Consider the following 15,889-nt stretch of genomic DNA (forward strand, 5'->3'; position numbering starts at 1 on the left):
GCGCAGGTGACGGGGGAACAGCCCACGCGACGGAGGGTCGGGAGGTGATGCCTTTAATTGCCATTCTTCGGCCTTTTTCGCCTTCTCAGCGCGTTTTCTCGCTTCCGGGTGTGAGCGGGATCGATTGCAGTTTGCGCCTGCCAGAATGGCGCTCATGCGCTCTGAGTAAGGGGCGTTAAAGGTTGTGCTGAATGGTGCTCAGGTGGTGGTCGGTTGTACAGGGATTGAAAATTACTGAAGGAGAACCGCCGCAGGATGTGCGGCGGGCGGGGCGGGTTACTCGTCTTTGAGTAGAGCGTAGGGATTAAAGCGGATCACTTCCTGACCGAGCCAGTCATTGACGCCCTTCATGGCTTCCATCACAGGCAGCATTTCGTTGATGAAGAATACGCGCGCGGATTTCTCAACATCACCGAGTGAGCCGTTGCCTTCCGGCATTGCGCCCATTAGCTGCGGCGGGGTGCGGTGAGCGTCGCGCAAATCGTTGCGCGTTGCTGATTTGATGTTAAGAAACTCATCCTTTGCCGATATCTGGCTGAACGGTAACAATTGCACACCATCTTTGCCGCCACCCGGTGCATGTATCAGCACGTTTTTGAAGGAGCCTTTCCCTCTGGCCTGTGACAGCGTCTTTTGCACCACCTTAATGCTTTCCTGATCCACCTTCTCAGATCCGACATAGAGAATACATCCGGCGTGAGAACCGTTGTCATAGTAGAGTTTGCGGAACTTATCGGCAGAATGTGACAGGCTGGCGGACAACAGCGCGCCTATATATTCAGGCATACCGTAGATTTCCTGATGAATGTCCGGGTTCATGATGTGGCAGACCTCGCCCGCCTTAAACTCGTATTCATCTTTCCACTGCCGGATAAACCAGTAGGTATTAAGGTCGCTCCCGCGTCGCGTGTTCAGTGCCGGAACATGCTGGAGCTTGAGCGGAGCGCCCAGGCGATTAGACCGACGCTCAAGATAGGCATTACCAAAGACAAACCAGTCCAGTGCAAACGCAGAGAAGGCCTGACGTGACAGTAACGGGTGAGGGATAAAGCACCCGGTCAGCACATTACGCTTGAAGTAAAGCGCCGACTGATGCAGCGGGGATTGGGCGAACGCACGGGTTAACCCCTTCCAGTCTATTGGCGTTTCGTAGTACCGACCGTTATCGACGCAGCACATGCTATCAAGCAGATCATAGCCGTCTGTTACTGAATATGGCCCGTCAAACGTGAAGGCGCTGAGCGCCGGATCGCTTCTGAGCGCGTCAGAAATATCAGGCTGTCCGGCACCGCCACTGCTGGCAGTGTGATTGTTTTTGTAGGTGCGCTTCTTCATCAGAACTCCATAGCAAACCCGCCGCTGCCACTCTCCTGGCCCAGCGGTTCGTTGATAATGGCGAGCATATTCGCCCAGGCTAAATCCCCGTGGCTGACGCCGCGCGAGCGGTCAGTGTCATAGGTGATGAATCCGCCCGGCGTCTTTACCTTGCGAACAGAGTTAAAGGCGTTGATGAGGGCGCGCTCGCTGCGATCATATTCCCATCGCCCGGCGCGGATCAGCTGTAGCATTTTCAGCACCAGGGCGCGCTTTGACGTCATTGACATGGTGTAGGGCATCGCCATCGGGAAAAACTTCTTCACTATCTGGTAAACGGCTTCACCATTACCGCCCGTCACGTCGATGCCGACATGCTGAACGTTGTATTTGAAGGTGAAGTTTTCGATAACTTTCGCCTGCTCTTCAAATTCAAGGCCGCGCACCTGTTCCGTTTCCACCGTACGGAATTTACCGCCCGGCACCAGTGGCGGAACCACAACGCAAATCGCACCGCTGTCACCGTTGCCGCTGCTGCCGTTGGCGTCATAGCCTATCCAGACCGGGCGATTACCCATCGGCCTGGACGCAAAAGGTTTCCAGTCCGGCCATTCGTCGTAACCATCTGCCCCGCAGCCAATGAGGGCGTTAAGGTTGAAGGCTGACTCGCCATCGCGAACGAACTCGCACATGTACAGGTTGCGGAATTCATCCTCACTGTTTTCATCCTGAATTTCTTCAAGATCGGTATACTCCCAGCCGTGGTCTATCACATCCTTCAGGGTGACAATCTGACGCCAGGTTTTATCCGGGCACAGCAGCCCGCTGTTCAGCGTTTTCCAGCCAACATCAAACGCTTTGCGCTGTGCCTTCGGGCGTTTCTCATTCCAGCGATCGCCCGTCCAGAACGGGTAAGCCTCATGGGTCTCACCTGACGGCGTGGAAAAGTAGGTACGCGTCAGCCCCTTCAGCGTTGCCATCGCCCCCGCAACCTTTCGCAGGTTGGTGAAGTTGCTGACCCAGAAGAATTCGTCAAACTTCAGGTTGCCCGTATATGACTGCGCCGTTGCAGCGGACGTGCCGAGGAAATGCAGCTCTGCGCCGTTACTCAGTACGATTTTGTCACCGCCCTTAAGCTCAACGTCCACCTCTTCCGCCACCTTCTGAATGAATCCTCTGAACTGGTGAGCCTGACGGCGGGATGCAGACAGAAATATCTGGTTGCGCTGGTACGGGTATTTCACATCATCTCTCAGCGCATCAAGCAACGCCTCGCGTGCAAAGTACCAGGTTGCGCCAATCTGGCGGGACTTCAGTATCATGCGGTTTCGGTGGTGGCGTTGCTCATACCAGCCGCGTTGATGCCACGACAGGGAATCCAGTATTTTCTCCCGCAGCGCAACGATCTGTTCTTCGGTGAAGTGGTTTTTCAGCTTACGTTTGCGCGGCTTTTTGCCCGTGCCAGCCCCTGCCGGTTGTCCATCAGACAGTTTTTTCAGTTGCCGGGTCAGCAGGTCAATCTCCTTGTAATCACCACCGGTTTTCTTGTCCTTTTCACCAAGCTGGATAAGGCGCGCATCAAAAGTCTGGGTTACTCGCTGAATAGGTGATGTTTCATCCCATTCATCGCGTTTCTTCCAGGCGTAAACTGTGTTCTGATTAATCCCCATCAGGCGCGCGATCTCCGCTGGCGGGTAGCCCTGCCAGTAAAGTTGTCTTGCCCTCTGACGTACAAAAGCGTCCTGTATCATCTGCCCTCCACCGTTTATGGAGTGAAGATTACCCCGCGCGCGATCCCGCTATCGCCCCCTTTATGGTCTGGCCTTCCTCCGACAACAAAACCTCGTTGAGACAGCAAGTTACGCTCTGCCATCATGGCCGTACAGAAACCACTCAACAGGATTATCGACATGGCTAGCGCAGCTAAACCAGCCCGTAAGAAATTCCGCGTTGCTGTCTCCGGTGCCACCGTTGACGGGCGTGAAATTCGCCCTGAGCACCTTCGTGATGCAGCAGCAAACTACAGCCCGGACGTGTACGGCGCACGCGTCAACGTGGAGCACTACCTTTCGCCGCTCCCCGGCAGTGATTTCGGCGCAATGGGGGATGTGACGGCGCTGAGTGCTGAAGATATCAGCGAAGGCCCGCTCGCCGGACGCACCGCGCTTTACGCCGAGATTGAACCTTCTGAGCGCATGAAGAAGCTGACGGAAGAAGGTAAGAAGATTTACTCCAGCATTGAGCTGCACCCGCAGTTTGCGCTTAACGGCAAGGCGTATGTCATGGGGCTGGCAATGACTGATACCCCGGCGAGCCTCGGTACCGAGCGCCTGAAGTTTGCCGCGCAGCAGCGTCAGCAGGTTATGTCCTTCAACAATCAGCAGGGTGAAGCCCCGCTGTTCACCGATGCCATTGAGGCAGAAATCATCGAACTGGCTGAGCAGCGCAGCGATGAGGGTAAACAGTGGTTCGCGCGCGTCATGGGGATTATCGGCAAAGGCCGTAAATCTGACGGTGAGCAATTCAGCCAGGTGCGTGACGCCGTGGAGAACGTCGCCCAGTCCCATGCCGATCTGCTGGACAGCTTCAACGACCTGAGCCGCGCCCGTGAGCAGGACAGCCAGGCCATTCAGAAGCTGACCTCCGACCTTGCCGCGCTAACCAGCAAGCTGGGAAGCACAGACGGCAATTTCAGCCAGCGGGCACCCGCGAGCGGTGGCGCTAACGCGCAACTGGCTGATTACTGATATTCACAAAGAGAGCAGAGAACATGGATAACAATACCCGCCAGCTATTTGATCAGTACATCGCCCGGCAGGCACAGCTCAACGGCGTATCAACCGCCGCCGTTGCTGCAAAATTCGCCGTAGATCCGACGCGTCAGCAACGCCTTGAGCAGGCCGCACAGCAGGATGATTCTTTCCTGAGCAAAATTAACGTCTTTGGCGTCAACCAGCAGATAGGTCAGAAAGTCCTGATCGGCAGCAAAGGCCCGTTGGCTGGCGTAAACAACAGTGTTACCAGTCGTCGCAACCCTGGCTCAAATCATTCAATGGAGCCGTTCGACTACATGTGTCGCAAGGTCAACTATGACTACGGTATCAGCTATGAACAGCTTGATGCGTGGGCGCACATGCCGGAGTTCCAGCCGCTGATCAGTAAGGCAATGGCCCGCCAGATGTCGCTTGACCGCATCATGATTGGCTTTAACGGCGTGAAGTACAGCGACCCGTCTGACCGTGCCGCTAACCCGCTGTTGCAGGACTGTGGCATTGGCTGGCTGGAAAAAATCCGCCAGGAAGCGCCGCACCGCGTCATTTCCAATGTGACTATCACCTCGCGCGATGAAGATAACAAGATTGTCGCAAAAGGCACCTACGGCAACATTGGCGCTGCGGTGTACGACGCCAAAAACAGCCTGATGGATGAATGGCACAAACGTAACCCGGATAACGTGGTGATTCTGGCGGGCGACCTGCTGACGAGCAGCAATTTCTCGGCCATCAACGCATTAAGCCAGACCAACCCGAATACCGAAATGCTGGCCGGTCAGCTTATTGTCGCGCAGGAGCGCGTAGGCAATATGCCGACCTTTATCGCGCCTTACTTCCCGGTAAATGGCGTGCTGATCACGCCGTTCAAAAACCTGTCGGTGTACTACCAGCGTGGCGGTCTGCGCCGGACGATCAAAGAAGAGCCGGAATACAACCGTGTCGCAACGTATCAGTCGTCAAACGATGACTTCGTCATTGAAGACTACGGAAATGTTGCGTTCATTGACGGCATTCAGTTCGCCCAGGCCGAACCGGCAGGCGAGTGACAGAAGCGGCGGGGCATTGCCCCGCCATGACGGGGAGAAGTGAAGATGTTAACACCGGCACAACGACATTTTCAGAAGGTCATGGCAGAGCGCCGGGGCCTGGCGGATGAAGAATCCGATATCCAGCGCACCGCGCATGAGCAAATTCTGCATCGCCTGCGTATGGACTTGTCCCGCCTTAGCGGCGTGCAGTCCGAAGAAACCAAAGCCGAAATGAAGAAATCCATGCTGCCTGAATACGAGGGATGGATTGAAGGCACGCTCGACGGCGACAGCGGGCGGCAGGATGAAGTCATTACCAGGCTGATGGTCTGGGCGATTGACTGTCGTGACTATGCGCTTGCGTTGAGGCTGGGGCGCTACGTGGTACGCCACGGGCTGACGCTGCCGGATAACTTCAACCGCACGGCAGCGACCTTCCTGACTGAAGAAATGAGCAAGCCACTGTTGACGCTCGCGGCTGCTGATGCCGACGCTGATTTGTCGTCCGGTATCGCAGTGCTTGAAGAAGTGGCGGACATTGTCGCCGACAGTGATATGCCGGATGTGGTGCGCGCAAAGTTGTGCAAGGCCCGTGCACTTGCCCGCCGTGGCGCGACTGAGATCACGGCCAAAGCGGAAGCGCTGGCGCTGTTCCGTGAGGCGCTGACGCGCAACCCCAACGCCGGGGTGAAAAAAGAGATCGCCACGCTTGCCCGTGAAGTTAAGAAGCTGTCTGCGGATAGCGGCACAGGTGAAAGCGACGCGGCCAGCACCGACAAAACTGACGTTACTGCTGAGCCTGTCCCTGAAAAGAGCACCACCGCCAGCGCAGCAGGTACAGCGACGACGCGTAAAACCACGACCAGGGCGGCAACAGGCAAAGCGACAAAGCGCAAGCCTGCCAGCCAGAAAAAGAATTAACGACTTCGGCCCCGTCCGACAGGCGGCGCGGGTGGATATCTGCCCGTTTACGGTCTTTTAACCACCCGCCCACCGCCTGATTTATGGGAGATAAGTGCATGAGCAGCCTTGTGGCAAATAAGCGCGTGTTGCCTGCCGACAGCGATACGCCCGATGTTGATGATGGTGATACCACCGTCAGTGCCGGGGGCTTCTGGCCGGTGATTAAACTGGCCGATCTTCGTTTGGCCGCGCGCATCACTGGCGGCATCACCACGTCCAGGCTGATGCACGTCACCACGGAAGCGGTAGCCCATGTCACTGCGCAGTTGCTTGACTGGCGTGCCGGTCAGGTCAAAGCAGGTTTTCAGACGCTGGAAGATGTGCCTTCAGCCCTGCCATCAGGTGAGATGGAAAAGCTGGTTATCAACGGCGAAAACGTGAAGGTGTACCGCTTCCGCCGCGCAGTCTATTCGATTGCCAGGGCGCTGGTACTTGAAGGTTATCGCGACGTCGATACCACGGCGAAAGGCGACAAAGACGCCGCCGCGCTTGACCTGCAACGGGATGATCTCTGGCGGGATGCCCGCTGGAGTATTGCCGACATTCGCGACACGCCGCGCCTCTATGCGGAGCTTTGCTGATGAAAGTGAAGGCATTGCAGGGGGATACGGTGGATTTGCTTTGCTGGCGTCACTACGGCACCACGCAGGGCGTGACCGAAAAAGTGTTATCTGCCAATCCCGGACTGAGCAAGCAGGTTTTTCTTGAAGCCGGTCAGGAGATTGAACTGCCGGAAATCGCGAGTAAAGCACAGCGGGAGATGGTGCAGCTTTGGGGTTGAGAGGTTGCCATGAGCGACGTACCTACGGGAGTGCTGGAACAAACAATGAAATGGATTGCTACATATCTGCCGACGCTCTACGCGGCAGGTGCAGCGTTAAGCATATCGGCGCTGATGAGTCTGTATGACGGCCAGTCGATGCTGAAAACCGCCACCGGTTCACTGGTCTGCGGGATTGTCACGCTGGCGGTTGCCGGATCGCTTGAATATCTGGGCCTGCCATCCAATGCCGTCACCTTCGTGGGCGCGTCAATCGGATTTATGGGGGCTGACAAGGTACGCAACAAAGTGACCGGCTTTATTGAAACCCGTATCGGAGGGGCGAAAAGTGGAAATGAGTAAAAACGGACTGGCCCTGCTCAAAAGCTTTGAGGGCTGCGAGCTTACCGCCTATCAGGATGCGGTTGGTGTCTGGACTATCGGCTATGGCTGGACGCAACCCGTTAACGGCGTGCCGGTCGGTAAGGGAATGACCATCACACAGGCAACCGCCGACAGCCTGTTGAGCAGCGGCGTGGTGCAGTATGAAAAAGGCGTGACAGGTCTTGTGAAGGTCACTGTTAATCAAAACCAGTTTGATGCTCTCGTTGATTTTGCCTACAACCTGGGCGTTAACGCTCTGGCGGGTTCCACACTGCTGAAAAAACTGAATGCTGGAGATTTTGCGGGCGCAGCGGATGAGTTTCCGAAGTGGAACAAGGCAGGCGGCAAGGTTCTTAACGGCCTGGTTAGACGCCGTGCCGCTGAGCGCTCGCTGTTCCTGTCATGAGCTGGTTACTGTCCCGCTGGAAACCTGTGCTGATCGCGGTGCTCTGTGGTCTGGCTGTCTGGTGGTTCAGCCATCAGCGCTATACAGCCGGGTACAGTGACGCCAGTGCAGAGTGGGCGCTGAAATGGAAACAGCGTGATGCTGACGATGCTACAGCACTGGCTAAGCGGCAGGCAGAGGCCAGGGAAGAAGAACAACGCCGACAGGGTGAAGTTGATGAGATCAGAAAACAAGCCAGCCAGCAGCTTGCTGGCGTCCAGGCTGATGCCGATCGTGCCCGTGCTGCTTCTCGTGGGCTGCACGGCAGGGCCGATGAACTCGCCAGGCAACTGGCAGAACGTGAACGCACCTGCCGTGCCGGTACTCCCGGCAGAAGCGAGACAGAAGCCAGCGGAGCCGTATTGCTCGCCGACCTGTTCCGCCGCGCTGACGAACGAGCGGGAGAGCTGGCAAGAGAGGCTGATGAGGCAAGAGCCAGAGGGCTGGCCTGTGAAGCCGCATACGGTTCAATAGCGACTCCGCCCAAGAGGTAGCGCCATGTTAAAAGCTGATTCACTACGCGAGACCCTGACCCGCGCTAACAAATGGTGCAGGGCAAATCCAGAAGCCTTCACCGTTTTTGTGGAGGAAGGGAATATCGAGACGACCGGCGAAACGCCGTCGTTTATGTACCGCTATACCCTGGTGCTGTTTGTGATGAATTTTGCCGGTGATATTGATGATTTCACGTTGCCGTTACTTGCATGGCTCTGGCACAACCAGCCCGATCTGCTGCTGAACCCGGAGAGGAACCGGGACATTAAGTTTACGACCCTTATCAATAACGACGATACCGCCGACATTCTGTTTGAAATGCCGCTGCGCGAGCGCGTGAAGGTCTTTCTGGATGAAAACGGCATTCCCAGGGCGGAGCATTTGCCGGAACCGAAACCGCGCATCCCGTCAGCGGACGGCGACTGGAGCGCCATTTTTGAGGATGTGACGTGGGAGGTTGACGCACATGAGTAACGATCTCTTCCGTGAACTGGATCAGGTCTTCAGCGACATACTGGCGGGAACCTCTCAGGCCGGACGTGTCCGCACCGCCCGCGCGGTTGGTCAGGCACTGCGAAAGAGCCAGCAACAGCGCATCAAAGCGCAGCAAAACCCGGAAGGCTCGCCATATCCTGTCCGCCGTCGCCGGGTGCTGCGCTCTCAGCAAGGCATTGTATTTGTCTGGCAGGGTGAGATCCGTCGCCTCAAAAACTGGCACGGTGGCCGGGGAAAGTACGGGCGTACCATTACCGGTTTTGACGAAGAGCGCAACGATATTCGCACGTTTTACCGCAGCGATATTGAGCGTTACATCGAGATCAATACGCGCTCATTGCGCCGCAGCACCGCAAAGAAAGTGCCGATGTTTCAGCGGTTGCGCAGCTATCGATTTCTCAAAATGCGCGCTGACGCAGACGGCACATCCGTGGGTTATGACGGCGTGGCGGCACGCATTGCGCGTGTGCACCAGTACGGCCAGCGCGATCAGGTTGGGCCGGGTGCCTTTGCTAAATATCCGGTGCGTGAGCTGCTGGGCTTTACCGCTGGCGATGAGCAGATGATTACGGAACAGGTGGTTAACAGCCTGGGGAGTGCCGCACGATGAATGCTGAGCTGATCCGCCTGCTGGAAAATATCCTCCGCGTCGGCGTCGTTATTGACGTTGATGAAGAGAGCTGGCGCGTGCGTGTGCAAAGCGGCGAACTTCAGACCGACTGGCTGCGCTGGAACACCACGCGCGCCGGAGCATTCAGTATCTGGGTGCCACCTTCAGTCGGCGAACAGGTCTGGCTGGGCTGTATCGGTGGCAACCCTGAAACAGCGGTCATTATTGGCAGTCTCTACAGCAACGATCATCCTGCGCCGGGAAGCAGCCTGAAAGAGATTGTGCTGACAGCGCCAGACGGTGCTTCTTTCCGCTATGACGCGGAGGCCAGCGCACTGGAAGCGCAGGGCATGAAAACAGCACATATCAAAGCCTCTGTCAGAGTCACGCTTGAAACGCCGGTGGTGGAATGCACCGACCATCTGAAAGCGCGGACGTTCGAACTGACAGAAGGCGGCACGATGAAGGGCACTATCACTCATTCAGGCGGTTCGCTTTCGTCTAACGGGGTGACGGTGCATTCACACGTGCATGGCGGTGTGCAGGGTGGCAGCAGCAATACAGGTGGCCCGAAATGACCGTTCGCTATACCGGCATGAACCCGGACGGCACGGGCCAGCTAACAGACACCGATCAGCTGTGGAATTCTGTACGCGACATACTGACCACGCCGCTGGCAAGCCGGGTGATGCGACGGGATTACGGCAGCATGATCCCCGACCTGCTGGATGAACCACAGAACGAAGTGACCCGCCTGCAATGTATGAGCGCGGCGGTGATCGCTCTGACGATGTGGGAACCGCGTATTGCCCTGAACGGCATCAATATCAGTTTTTCAAAGAGTGGCGCGGTCACCGCTGAACTGGTCGGCATTATCACCGAAACCATGCAGGCGGCAGGCACCGCGCTAACGCTCAGGAGTGGCAGCAATGGCAACAGTTGATTTATCGCAGCTACCGCAGCCGCAAATTATTGAAGTCCTGGACTTTGAGGTCATTCTCAGCGAGGTCAAAGCGGTCATGCTTGCGGCCTTCCCGCAGGAACAGCAGGCGTCTGTTGCCGCCTCACTGGAGCTGGAATCCGAACCGCTGAACGTGATCGCCCAGGTGGTTACCTTCCGTGAAATGACGCTTCGCCAGCGCATCAATGAGGGCGCGGCGGCATGTATGCTGAGTCATGCCGTATCGACCGATCTTGATAACCTCGCGGCCAACCTGAATACCGAACGTCTGATCATCACCCCGGAAACGACAACCGCTGAAGCGGAAACCGAAAGTGATACCGCGCTGCGCCTGCGTGCTCAGGCTGCATTCGAAGGCCTGAGCGTGGCCGGGCCTACCGGGGCATATGAATATTTTGCAAAAAGCGTCAGCGGAAAAGTGGCGGACGCGAGAGCAACCAGCCCGTCGCCCGCTGTTGTGATCGTTTCTGTGCTTTCCACAGAAGGTGACGGTACGGCATCGGCAGAATTATTGGCTAGCGTGAGAAATGCTCTCAATGACGAAAATATACGACCAGTCGGCGACAGGCTCACGGTGCAAAGTGCTGCAATTATTGATTATCAAATCAGGGCGCAGCTTTATTTCTACCCCGGCCCTGAGTCTGAGCCAATCCTGACCGCTGCGCAAAATGCCCTTCAGTCCTGGCTTAATCAGCAGGGCAAAATTGGTCGCGATGTTGCCCGTTCAGCCATCATGGCCGCCTTGCATGTTCAGGGAGTGCAAAGGGTGGAGTTACAGGAGCCTGCCAGCGACCTTGTGATTGATGATACGCAGTCGGCGCGCTGCACGTCCTTCGCTATCAGCAAAGGGGGAACCGATGAATAACAGCCTGCTGCCTCCATCAGCAAGTGACTTCATGCGAAACACGGAGAAGGTGACGGAGAAGATTACTGATATTCCGGTGATGCTTCGCACCTTGTGGAACGCTGATACCTGCCCGGTGAGTCTTCTTCCCTATCTGGCATGGGCGCTTTCAGTCGACAGATGGGATAAGGACTGGCCGGAGCAGACCAAACGACAATCTATTCGTGACGCCTGGCTGATTCACCGACACAAAGGCACCATCGGCGCATTACGCCGTGTTGTGGAACCGCTCGGATACATCATCAATGTTACAGAGTGGTGGGAGACCAATGATCCCCCCGGCACATTTCGCCTTGATATCGGTGTATTAGAGTCTGGTATCACAGAGGAAATGTATTACGAAATGGAGCGGCTCATTGCAGATGCAAAGCCCGCCAGCCGCCATCTGATCGGGCTTAATATTATTCAGGACATTCCCGGATACCTCTACGCCGGTGCCCTGACCTATGACGGCGATATCATCACGGTTTACCCGGGATAAGTGAGAACACAATGGCAGTGAAATTCAAAACAGTTATCACCAAAGCGGGTGCGATTAAACTGGCGGCGGCCACCATTCCGAACGGGAAAAAGGTTAACCTCACCGTAATGGCCGTGGGTGACGGCGGGGGGACGCTGCCGACGCCTGATCCGAATCAGACAAAGCTGGTCAGGGAAGTCTGGCGTAATACGCTGAACAAAATCAGCCAGGACAATAAGAACAAAAACTATGTCGTGGCTGAGCTGGTTATCCCTCCAGAGACCGGTGGTTTCTGGATGCGCGAAATGGGGCTTTATGACGACACCGGCACACTGATTGCAGTCGGTAATATGGCCGATAGCTACAAGCCTGCACTGGCGGAAGGTTCCGGGCGTGCCCAGACCGTGCGCATGGTCATCATGGTGAGTGATATCGCATCAGTTGAGCTGACAATTGACACCACGCTGGTGATGGCCACGCAGGATTATGTCGATGATAAGCTCGCAGAACATGAACAATCTCGCCGTCACCCTGATGCCTCGCTCACCGCAAAGGGTTTCACTCAGTTAAGCAGTGCGACCGACAGCACATCTGAGGCGCTCGCCGCCACGCCGAAAGCGGTTAAGACGGTGTATGACCTTGCTAATGCTAAATACACGGCTCAGGACGCCAGCACGGCGCGAAAGGGTATCGTCCAGCTCAGTAGCGCGACCGACAGCACGTCTGAGACGCTAGCAGCAACGCCGAAAGCGGTTAAGACGGTGTTTGACCTTGCTAATGCTAAATACACGGCTCAGGACGCCACCACAGCGCAGAAAGGTATTGTCCAGCTCAGTAGCGCAACCGACAGCACGTCTGAGGTGCTCGCAGCGACACCGAAAGCGGTGAAGGTAGCAAACGATAATGCGAAAGCGGCCAATGACAATGCGAATACCCGTTTACCGCTTGCAGGCGGCTGGCTGACAGGCGGTTTTGGAATTAAAACCACGATTGGCAACGTGTCATTCGGGGTGGGTAATTCAGATGTTTATATTGCTAACGGTACGTCTAATAAGTTTCTGCAACTGAAGCATACAGGCGAGCTGAAGTATGACGACAAGGCTGTTTACCATGAGGGATATAAGCCCACGGCTGACGATGTGGGGGCGCTGCCAGTAAAGGGTACTGCCGAAGCGGCCAGGAAGCTTGCCACCGCGCGGAAAATTGCCGGAGTGGCTTTTGATGGTACATCCGATATCACCCTGAAAACCTCGAATCTGGATGATGCGGGTACAGCGTCCACAAAAGATGTGACCACTTCCAATATCGATACCACTGGCGGGCGAGTATTGAAGGTGGGTGATTTTGGTCTGGGTGCCTTCTCTGCCGTATATGTTTCAGATGCAAACAGCGTCAACTATAACGGCTTTTTCAGTATGAGCGCTGAGGGTATTCATGGCCCGGTCGCTAATACTGTGAATGAGTTTATCCATATCCAGTACAACCAAAACACTGGTCGGCAAATTGGCTGGCGTGCGGGGCGTCCTGATGAGCCGATTCGTCACAGGACTAAAATCAATGGAGGCTGGCAATCCGACTGGATAAAAATCTACGATTCAAATAACCCGCCCACAGCCGATGAGGTCGATGCAGTTTCAGCGTCAAAGGGTGGCACTTTCCAGAAAGAGGTTATGTTCTCGGAAGGCGTAAAAATCAGGAACAGCACGGGGATTTATCAGGGCGAGGATAGCGTAGGTTTTTCCAGTAATAACCTGATGCTGAAATCATGGAACGGGATCGGGTTCTATTGCACCCTCACCGGGAGTGAAGGTGTCTCCGTCTTTGTCGATACCCGCGGCGGACATGTGGAAGCGAAAGGCCAGATTAAGCCGGGTGATTTTACCAATTTCGACAACCGGTTTTATAACAAAACGCTGGCTAACAGCACTTTCCAGAAGGTCAACACCGCATCCAAAGGTTCGCGAGGATGGTTTAAAGATTCAAATACGGGAATGATTTTTCAGTGGGGAATTGAGAGCGTCAGCGGGGCAACCACGCGGACATTCAGCTTCCCTGTTTCGTTTCCGACCGGTTGCGCATCGCTGACGGTATCAAACAACATAGAGCGAACCGCTGGCGAAAACTCGATGACGGGATTTATAAAATCGGCTTCACAATATTCCCTGTCAAATACTGCCGCAACAGACCGCCAGTTATGCTGGTTTGCAGTTGGATATTAGGACGATAAACGATGAACTATTATTTTTCGAAAGCGGAACTGGGTTTCTATTGCGATGAGGTGAATGAATCCATTCCGGCTGATGCAGTGGAAATCAGTGAAGAATTATATTTTTCTCTGCTGGAGGGGCAATCCACAGGAAAAGTGATCGCCGCAAATGAGGCGGGCAAACCGATTTTAACCGACCCACCGGAACCCACTGTCGGGGAGTTAATTGCGCTGGCGGAAGAAACGAAAACAGTGCTGATGAAGGAAGCTAACGCCAGAATACTCCCTTTACAGGATGCTTTCGATTTGGGGCTGGATACCGATGAAGAAAAACAGCTTTTGCTTGCCTGGAAAAAATACCGCGTTTTGTTAAGCCGTGTTGATACCGGCAAAGTCCCAGAAATTGAATGGCCGGATAAGCCGGAATAAGTTTGCATTCCGTCACGTACTGTCAGTTATGGCGGTGTCTTCAGTAAGATGAAGCGGGCAAATGCCCGCTTCACTTCTATATGGATCCCATCAGAAGAGGCCAGACAGTGTATTGCTGGCAGAGTTGTAGGCGGATGTGGCTTTATCTTTCAGCCCTGAAAGCAGGTCGCCAACGGACGACGCTTGCAGGCGTTCTCGCAGGTCTTCATCACAGCGCTGGAAGCTGATCGAAAACTCTATTTTTTTCGCCTTTCCGTAACGGTCAAACTCTGTGTGCGTTGCCTGTAGCCCGGTCAGCACATACATTCCGTAAATCTGCCCCGCTCCGCTGATTAAAGGCCAGGGACGCCCGGTGTATGCCTGTGTTGCCAGAACAGTAAGAGACACATCGCCGCCCGTAATTTCAGGGTAAAGCACCCCGTCAAGGTTTATCTGTGTCTCACCCGCGCCGATGTACTGCCATTTTGCCGACCGGTTAATCCGGTCATTCTTCACATGACGCCAGTTCAGCGAGTGGCGTAACTGCTGGTAAGGCAGTGTCTTCAGTTCAAAAACGAACATCCCGTATATCATCATCATAATGTTGCCTCCCCTTAATCTCTGTCTTTGAAACTGCCGCGATTAAGCCGTTCACGGCGGGCCAGTTCGGCACTTACTTGATCGGCGACAATCCGGCCAATTTCGCGCGCATCCTGCCGGTCAACGCCGTGCAGGTGTACGTGGATTTCGCCCGTAAAGCCACCAGTGGCAACCGGTATATTGCTGGCGCTGCGACTGACTGGCAGAAGTTCCGCCTGTTTGACGGGAAGCGATGCTGCCACCACTGCGGGACGTTCACTCAACCGGCCTGCCGTAGTGGTGCTGGCAAGCTGTGACTCCTTCCATTCCCCACGAACGGCCAGTGCACGCGGCAGGTTTTTAAACACAATATCGCCGGGGCCGATCTTCTTCGTGTTGTCGGCTGTCGCTTTGGTATTGTTGTCGATACTTTGCAACCTACGCATAGTGCCGTTATCGCCGGTCAGCGGTGATGTGGGTTGCGGTGCTCCGGGTGGGGGAGTATTCCCGTTATTGTTTTTACCTGATGAGACTGGCGACCAGTTCCACCCTTTTTGCACCATTTTTTTCTGTTGCGGATCCCACTCCCACATTACAGGGTCTTTTTTAAGGCTTTCAGCTTTCAGGCGTGCGGCTTCCAGACCGGATGGGATAAGGTCGAGTTTTTCCAGAACCCAGCCAATACCTTCCATCAGGGTGGTCAGTGGTAAGAGCAATAACTGAAGTGCCCCCCCCAGGACTTTACCGAATGTTTCTCCTGCGGATGCGCATTTATCAAGGGATTCACGGCTACTTTCCACGGGTGATAGGAGTTTTACAAACCAGTCCCAGACCTCACCAACGACTTTGGCTATTGCTGAGAAGGCCAGTGTAAGAGGGAAAAAGGCATCACGGAAAGGTGCCAGTTGCTGCATAACTCCGCTGAAAAAACCGGTGAAAAAGGCTCTTATCGGTTCCCAGAATCTCCAGATTAGCAATCCGGCAGCGATAAAAGCTGCCGCTATCAGACCAATCGGGCTAAGTAGCAGTGAAAGTGCTGCACCCAGTACAGATATTGAGGTCGTGATAATGCTCCATATGGTCGTAAAGCCCGTCAGGCGAAG

The 15,889-nt window shown here is 55.2% G+C and carries 19 protein-coding genes and 1 pseudogene; 16 read left to right on the forward strand and 4 right to left on the reverse strand.

All coding sequences use genetic code 11. The annotated features are described in order from the left end of the window. Positions 1-276 precede the first annotated feature (276 nt). Both C3451_RS23205 and C3451_RS23210 read right to left on the reverse strand, forming a co-directional pair. Positions 277-1,335: a phage portal protein gene (locus C3451_RS23205; protein ID WP_124304452.1), complete on the reverse strand. Its 1,059-nt coding sequence runs from the start codon at positions 1,333-1,335 to the stop codon at positions 277-279. Beyond that, positions 1,335-3,065 (reverse strand): terminase family protein, encoded by a 1,731-nt coding sequence (locus C3451_RS23210; protein ID WP_124304453.1) that lies wholly within the window; start codon positions 3,063-3,065, stop codon positions 1,335-1,337. The genes C3451_RS23205 and C3451_RS23210 overlap by 1 nt, the downstream gene beginning before the upstream one ends. Positions 3,066-3,224: 159 nt before the next feature. Between C3451_RS23210 and C3451_RS23215 the strand changes: the two genes are divergently transcribed. The 16 genes from C3451_RS23215 (at position 3,225) to C3451_RS23290 (ending at position 14,228) form a co-directional block, all read left to right on the forward strand. Next, complete coding sequence (locus C3451_RS23215) at positions 3,225-4,061, forward strand: GPO family capsid scaffolding protein (RefSeq protein WP_124304454.1); 837 nt, start codon at positions 3,225-3,227, stop codon at positions 4,059-4,061. A 23-nt stretch (positions 4,062-4,084) separates the two neighbouring features. Beyond that, the gene (locus tag C3451_RS23220) at positions 4,085-5,134 is read left to right on the forward strand and encodes a phage major capsid protein, P2 family (protein WP_124304455.1); all 1,050 of its coding nucleotides are present in this window, start codon (positions 4,085-4,087) and stop codon (positions 5,132-5,134) included. Positions 5,135-5,179: 45 nt separating this feature from the next. Beyond that, the gene (gene gpM / locus C3451_RS23225) at positions 5,180-6,037 is read left to right on the forward strand and encodes a phage terminase small subunit (protein WP_124304456.1); all 858 of its coding nucleotides are present in this window, start codon (positions 5,180-5,182) and stop codon (positions 6,035-6,037) included. Between the two features lie 98 nt (positions 6,038-6,135). Continuing rightward, positions 6,136-6,660, forward strand: a complete 525-nt coding sequence (locus tag C3451_RS23230) for a head completion/stabilization protein (RefSeq protein WP_094948283.1) — start codon at positions 6,136-6,138, stop codon at positions 6,658-6,660. Further along, positions 6,660-6,860 (forward strand): tail protein X, encoded by a 201-nt coding sequence (locus C3451_RS23235; RefSeq protein WP_124304457.1) that lies wholly within the window; start codon positions 6,660-6,662, stop codon positions 6,858-6,860. The genes C3451_RS23230 and C3451_RS23235 overlap by 1 nt, the downstream gene beginning before the upstream one ends. A 9-nt stretch (positions 6,861-6,869) precedes the next feature. Then, positions 6,870-7,202: a phage holin, lambda family gene (locus C3451_RS23240; protein ID WP_058651651.1), complete on the forward strand. Its 333-nt coding sequence runs from the start codon at positions 6,870-6,872 to the stop codon at positions 7,200-7,202. Further along, positions 7,189-7,629: a lysozyme gene (locus C3451_RS23245; protein WP_124304458.1), complete on the forward strand. Its 441-nt coding sequence runs from the start codon at positions 7,189-7,191 to the stop codon at positions 7,627-7,629. Before C3451_RS23240 ends, C3451_RS23245 begins: the two co-directional genes overlap by 14 nt. Next, entirely contained in the window at positions 7,626-8,162 is a 537-nt protein-coding gene (locus tag C3451_RS23250; protein ID WP_124304459.1) for a DUF2514 family protein, read from the forward strand. Before C3451_RS23245 ends, C3451_RS23250 begins: the two co-directional genes overlap by 4 nt. A gap of 4 nt (positions 8,163-8,166) precedes the next feature. Continuing rightward, a complete protein-coding gene (locus C3451_RS23255) occupies positions 8,167-8,637 on the forward strand; it encodes a phage tail protein (RefSeq protein ID WP_124304460.1) in 471 nt (156 codons plus the stop codon). After that, a complete protein-coding gene (locus tag C3451_RS23260) occupies positions 8,630-9,268 on the forward strand; it encodes a phage virion morphogenesis protein (protein ID WP_124304461.1) in 639 nt (212 codons plus the stop codon). The genes C3451_RS23255 and C3451_RS23260 overlap by 8 nt, the downstream gene beginning before the upstream one ends. Further along, positions 9,265-9,846 carry a phage baseplate assembly protein V gene (locus tag C3451_RS23265; RefSeq protein WP_124304462.1) on the forward strand — a complete coding sequence of 194 codons (582 nt, stop codon included), beginning with the start codon at positions 9,265-9,267 and terminating at the stop codon, positions 9,844-9,846. The genes C3451_RS23260 and C3451_RS23265 overlap by 4 nt, the downstream gene beginning before the upstream one ends. Next, on the forward strand, positions 9,843-10,211 hold the full coding sequence (locus C3451_RS23270) for a GPW/gp25 family protein (protein ID WP_124304463.1): 369 nt from the start codon (positions 9,843-9,845) through the stop codon (positions 10,209-10,211). Before C3451_RS23265 ends, C3451_RS23270 begins: the two co-directional genes overlap by 4 nt. Then, positions 10,198-11,094 carry a baseplate J/gp47 family protein gene (locus tag C3451_RS23275; RefSeq protein ID WP_124304464.1) on the forward strand — a complete coding sequence of 299 codons (897 nt, stop codon included), beginning with the start codon at positions 10,198-10,200 and terminating at the stop codon, positions 11,092-11,094. The genes C3451_RS23270 and C3451_RS23275 overlap by 14 nt, the downstream gene beginning before the upstream one ends. Then, a complete protein-coding gene (locus C3451_RS23280) occupies positions 11,087-11,614 on the forward strand; it encodes a phage tail protein I (RefSeq protein WP_124304465.1) in 528 nt (175 codons plus the stop codon). The genes C3451_RS23275 and C3451_RS23280 overlap by 8 nt, the downstream gene beginning before the upstream one ends. An 11-nt stretch (positions 11,615-11,625) precedes the next feature. Next, positions 11,626-13,812, forward strand: a complete 2,187-nt coding sequence (locus C3451_RS23285) for a tail fiber protein (protein ID WP_124304466.1) — start codon at positions 11,626-11,628, stop codon at positions 13,810-13,812. A gap of 11 nt (positions 13,813-13,823) precedes the next feature. Continuing rightward, positions 13,824-14,228: a tail fiber assembly protein gene (locus C3451_RS23290; protein ID WP_124304467.1), complete on the forward strand. Its 405-nt coding sequence runs from the start codon at positions 13,824-13,826 to the stop codon at positions 14,226-14,228. Positions 14,229-14,318: 90 nt separating this feature from the next. On the opposite strand, the gene C3451_RS23295 is transcribed toward C3451_RS23290, so the two are convergent. Then, positions 14,319-14,807 (reverse strand): phage tail protein, encoded by a 489-nt coding sequence (locus tag C3451_RS23295; RefSeq protein WP_006117901.1) that lies wholly within the window; start codon positions 14,805-14,807, stop codon positions 14,319-14,321. A gap of 14 nt (positions 14,808-14,821) precedes the next feature. Then, positions 14,822-15,889: pseudogene (locus C3451_RS24395) on the reverse strand (phage tail tape measure protein); the annotation flags it as partial.

It is taken from the genome of Enterobacter sp. 301B (assembly GCF_003850715.1).
GTDB classification, from domain to species: Bacteria; Pseudomonadota; Gammaproteobacteria; order Enterobacterales; family Enterobacteriaceae; genus Enterobacter; species Enterobacter intestinihominis.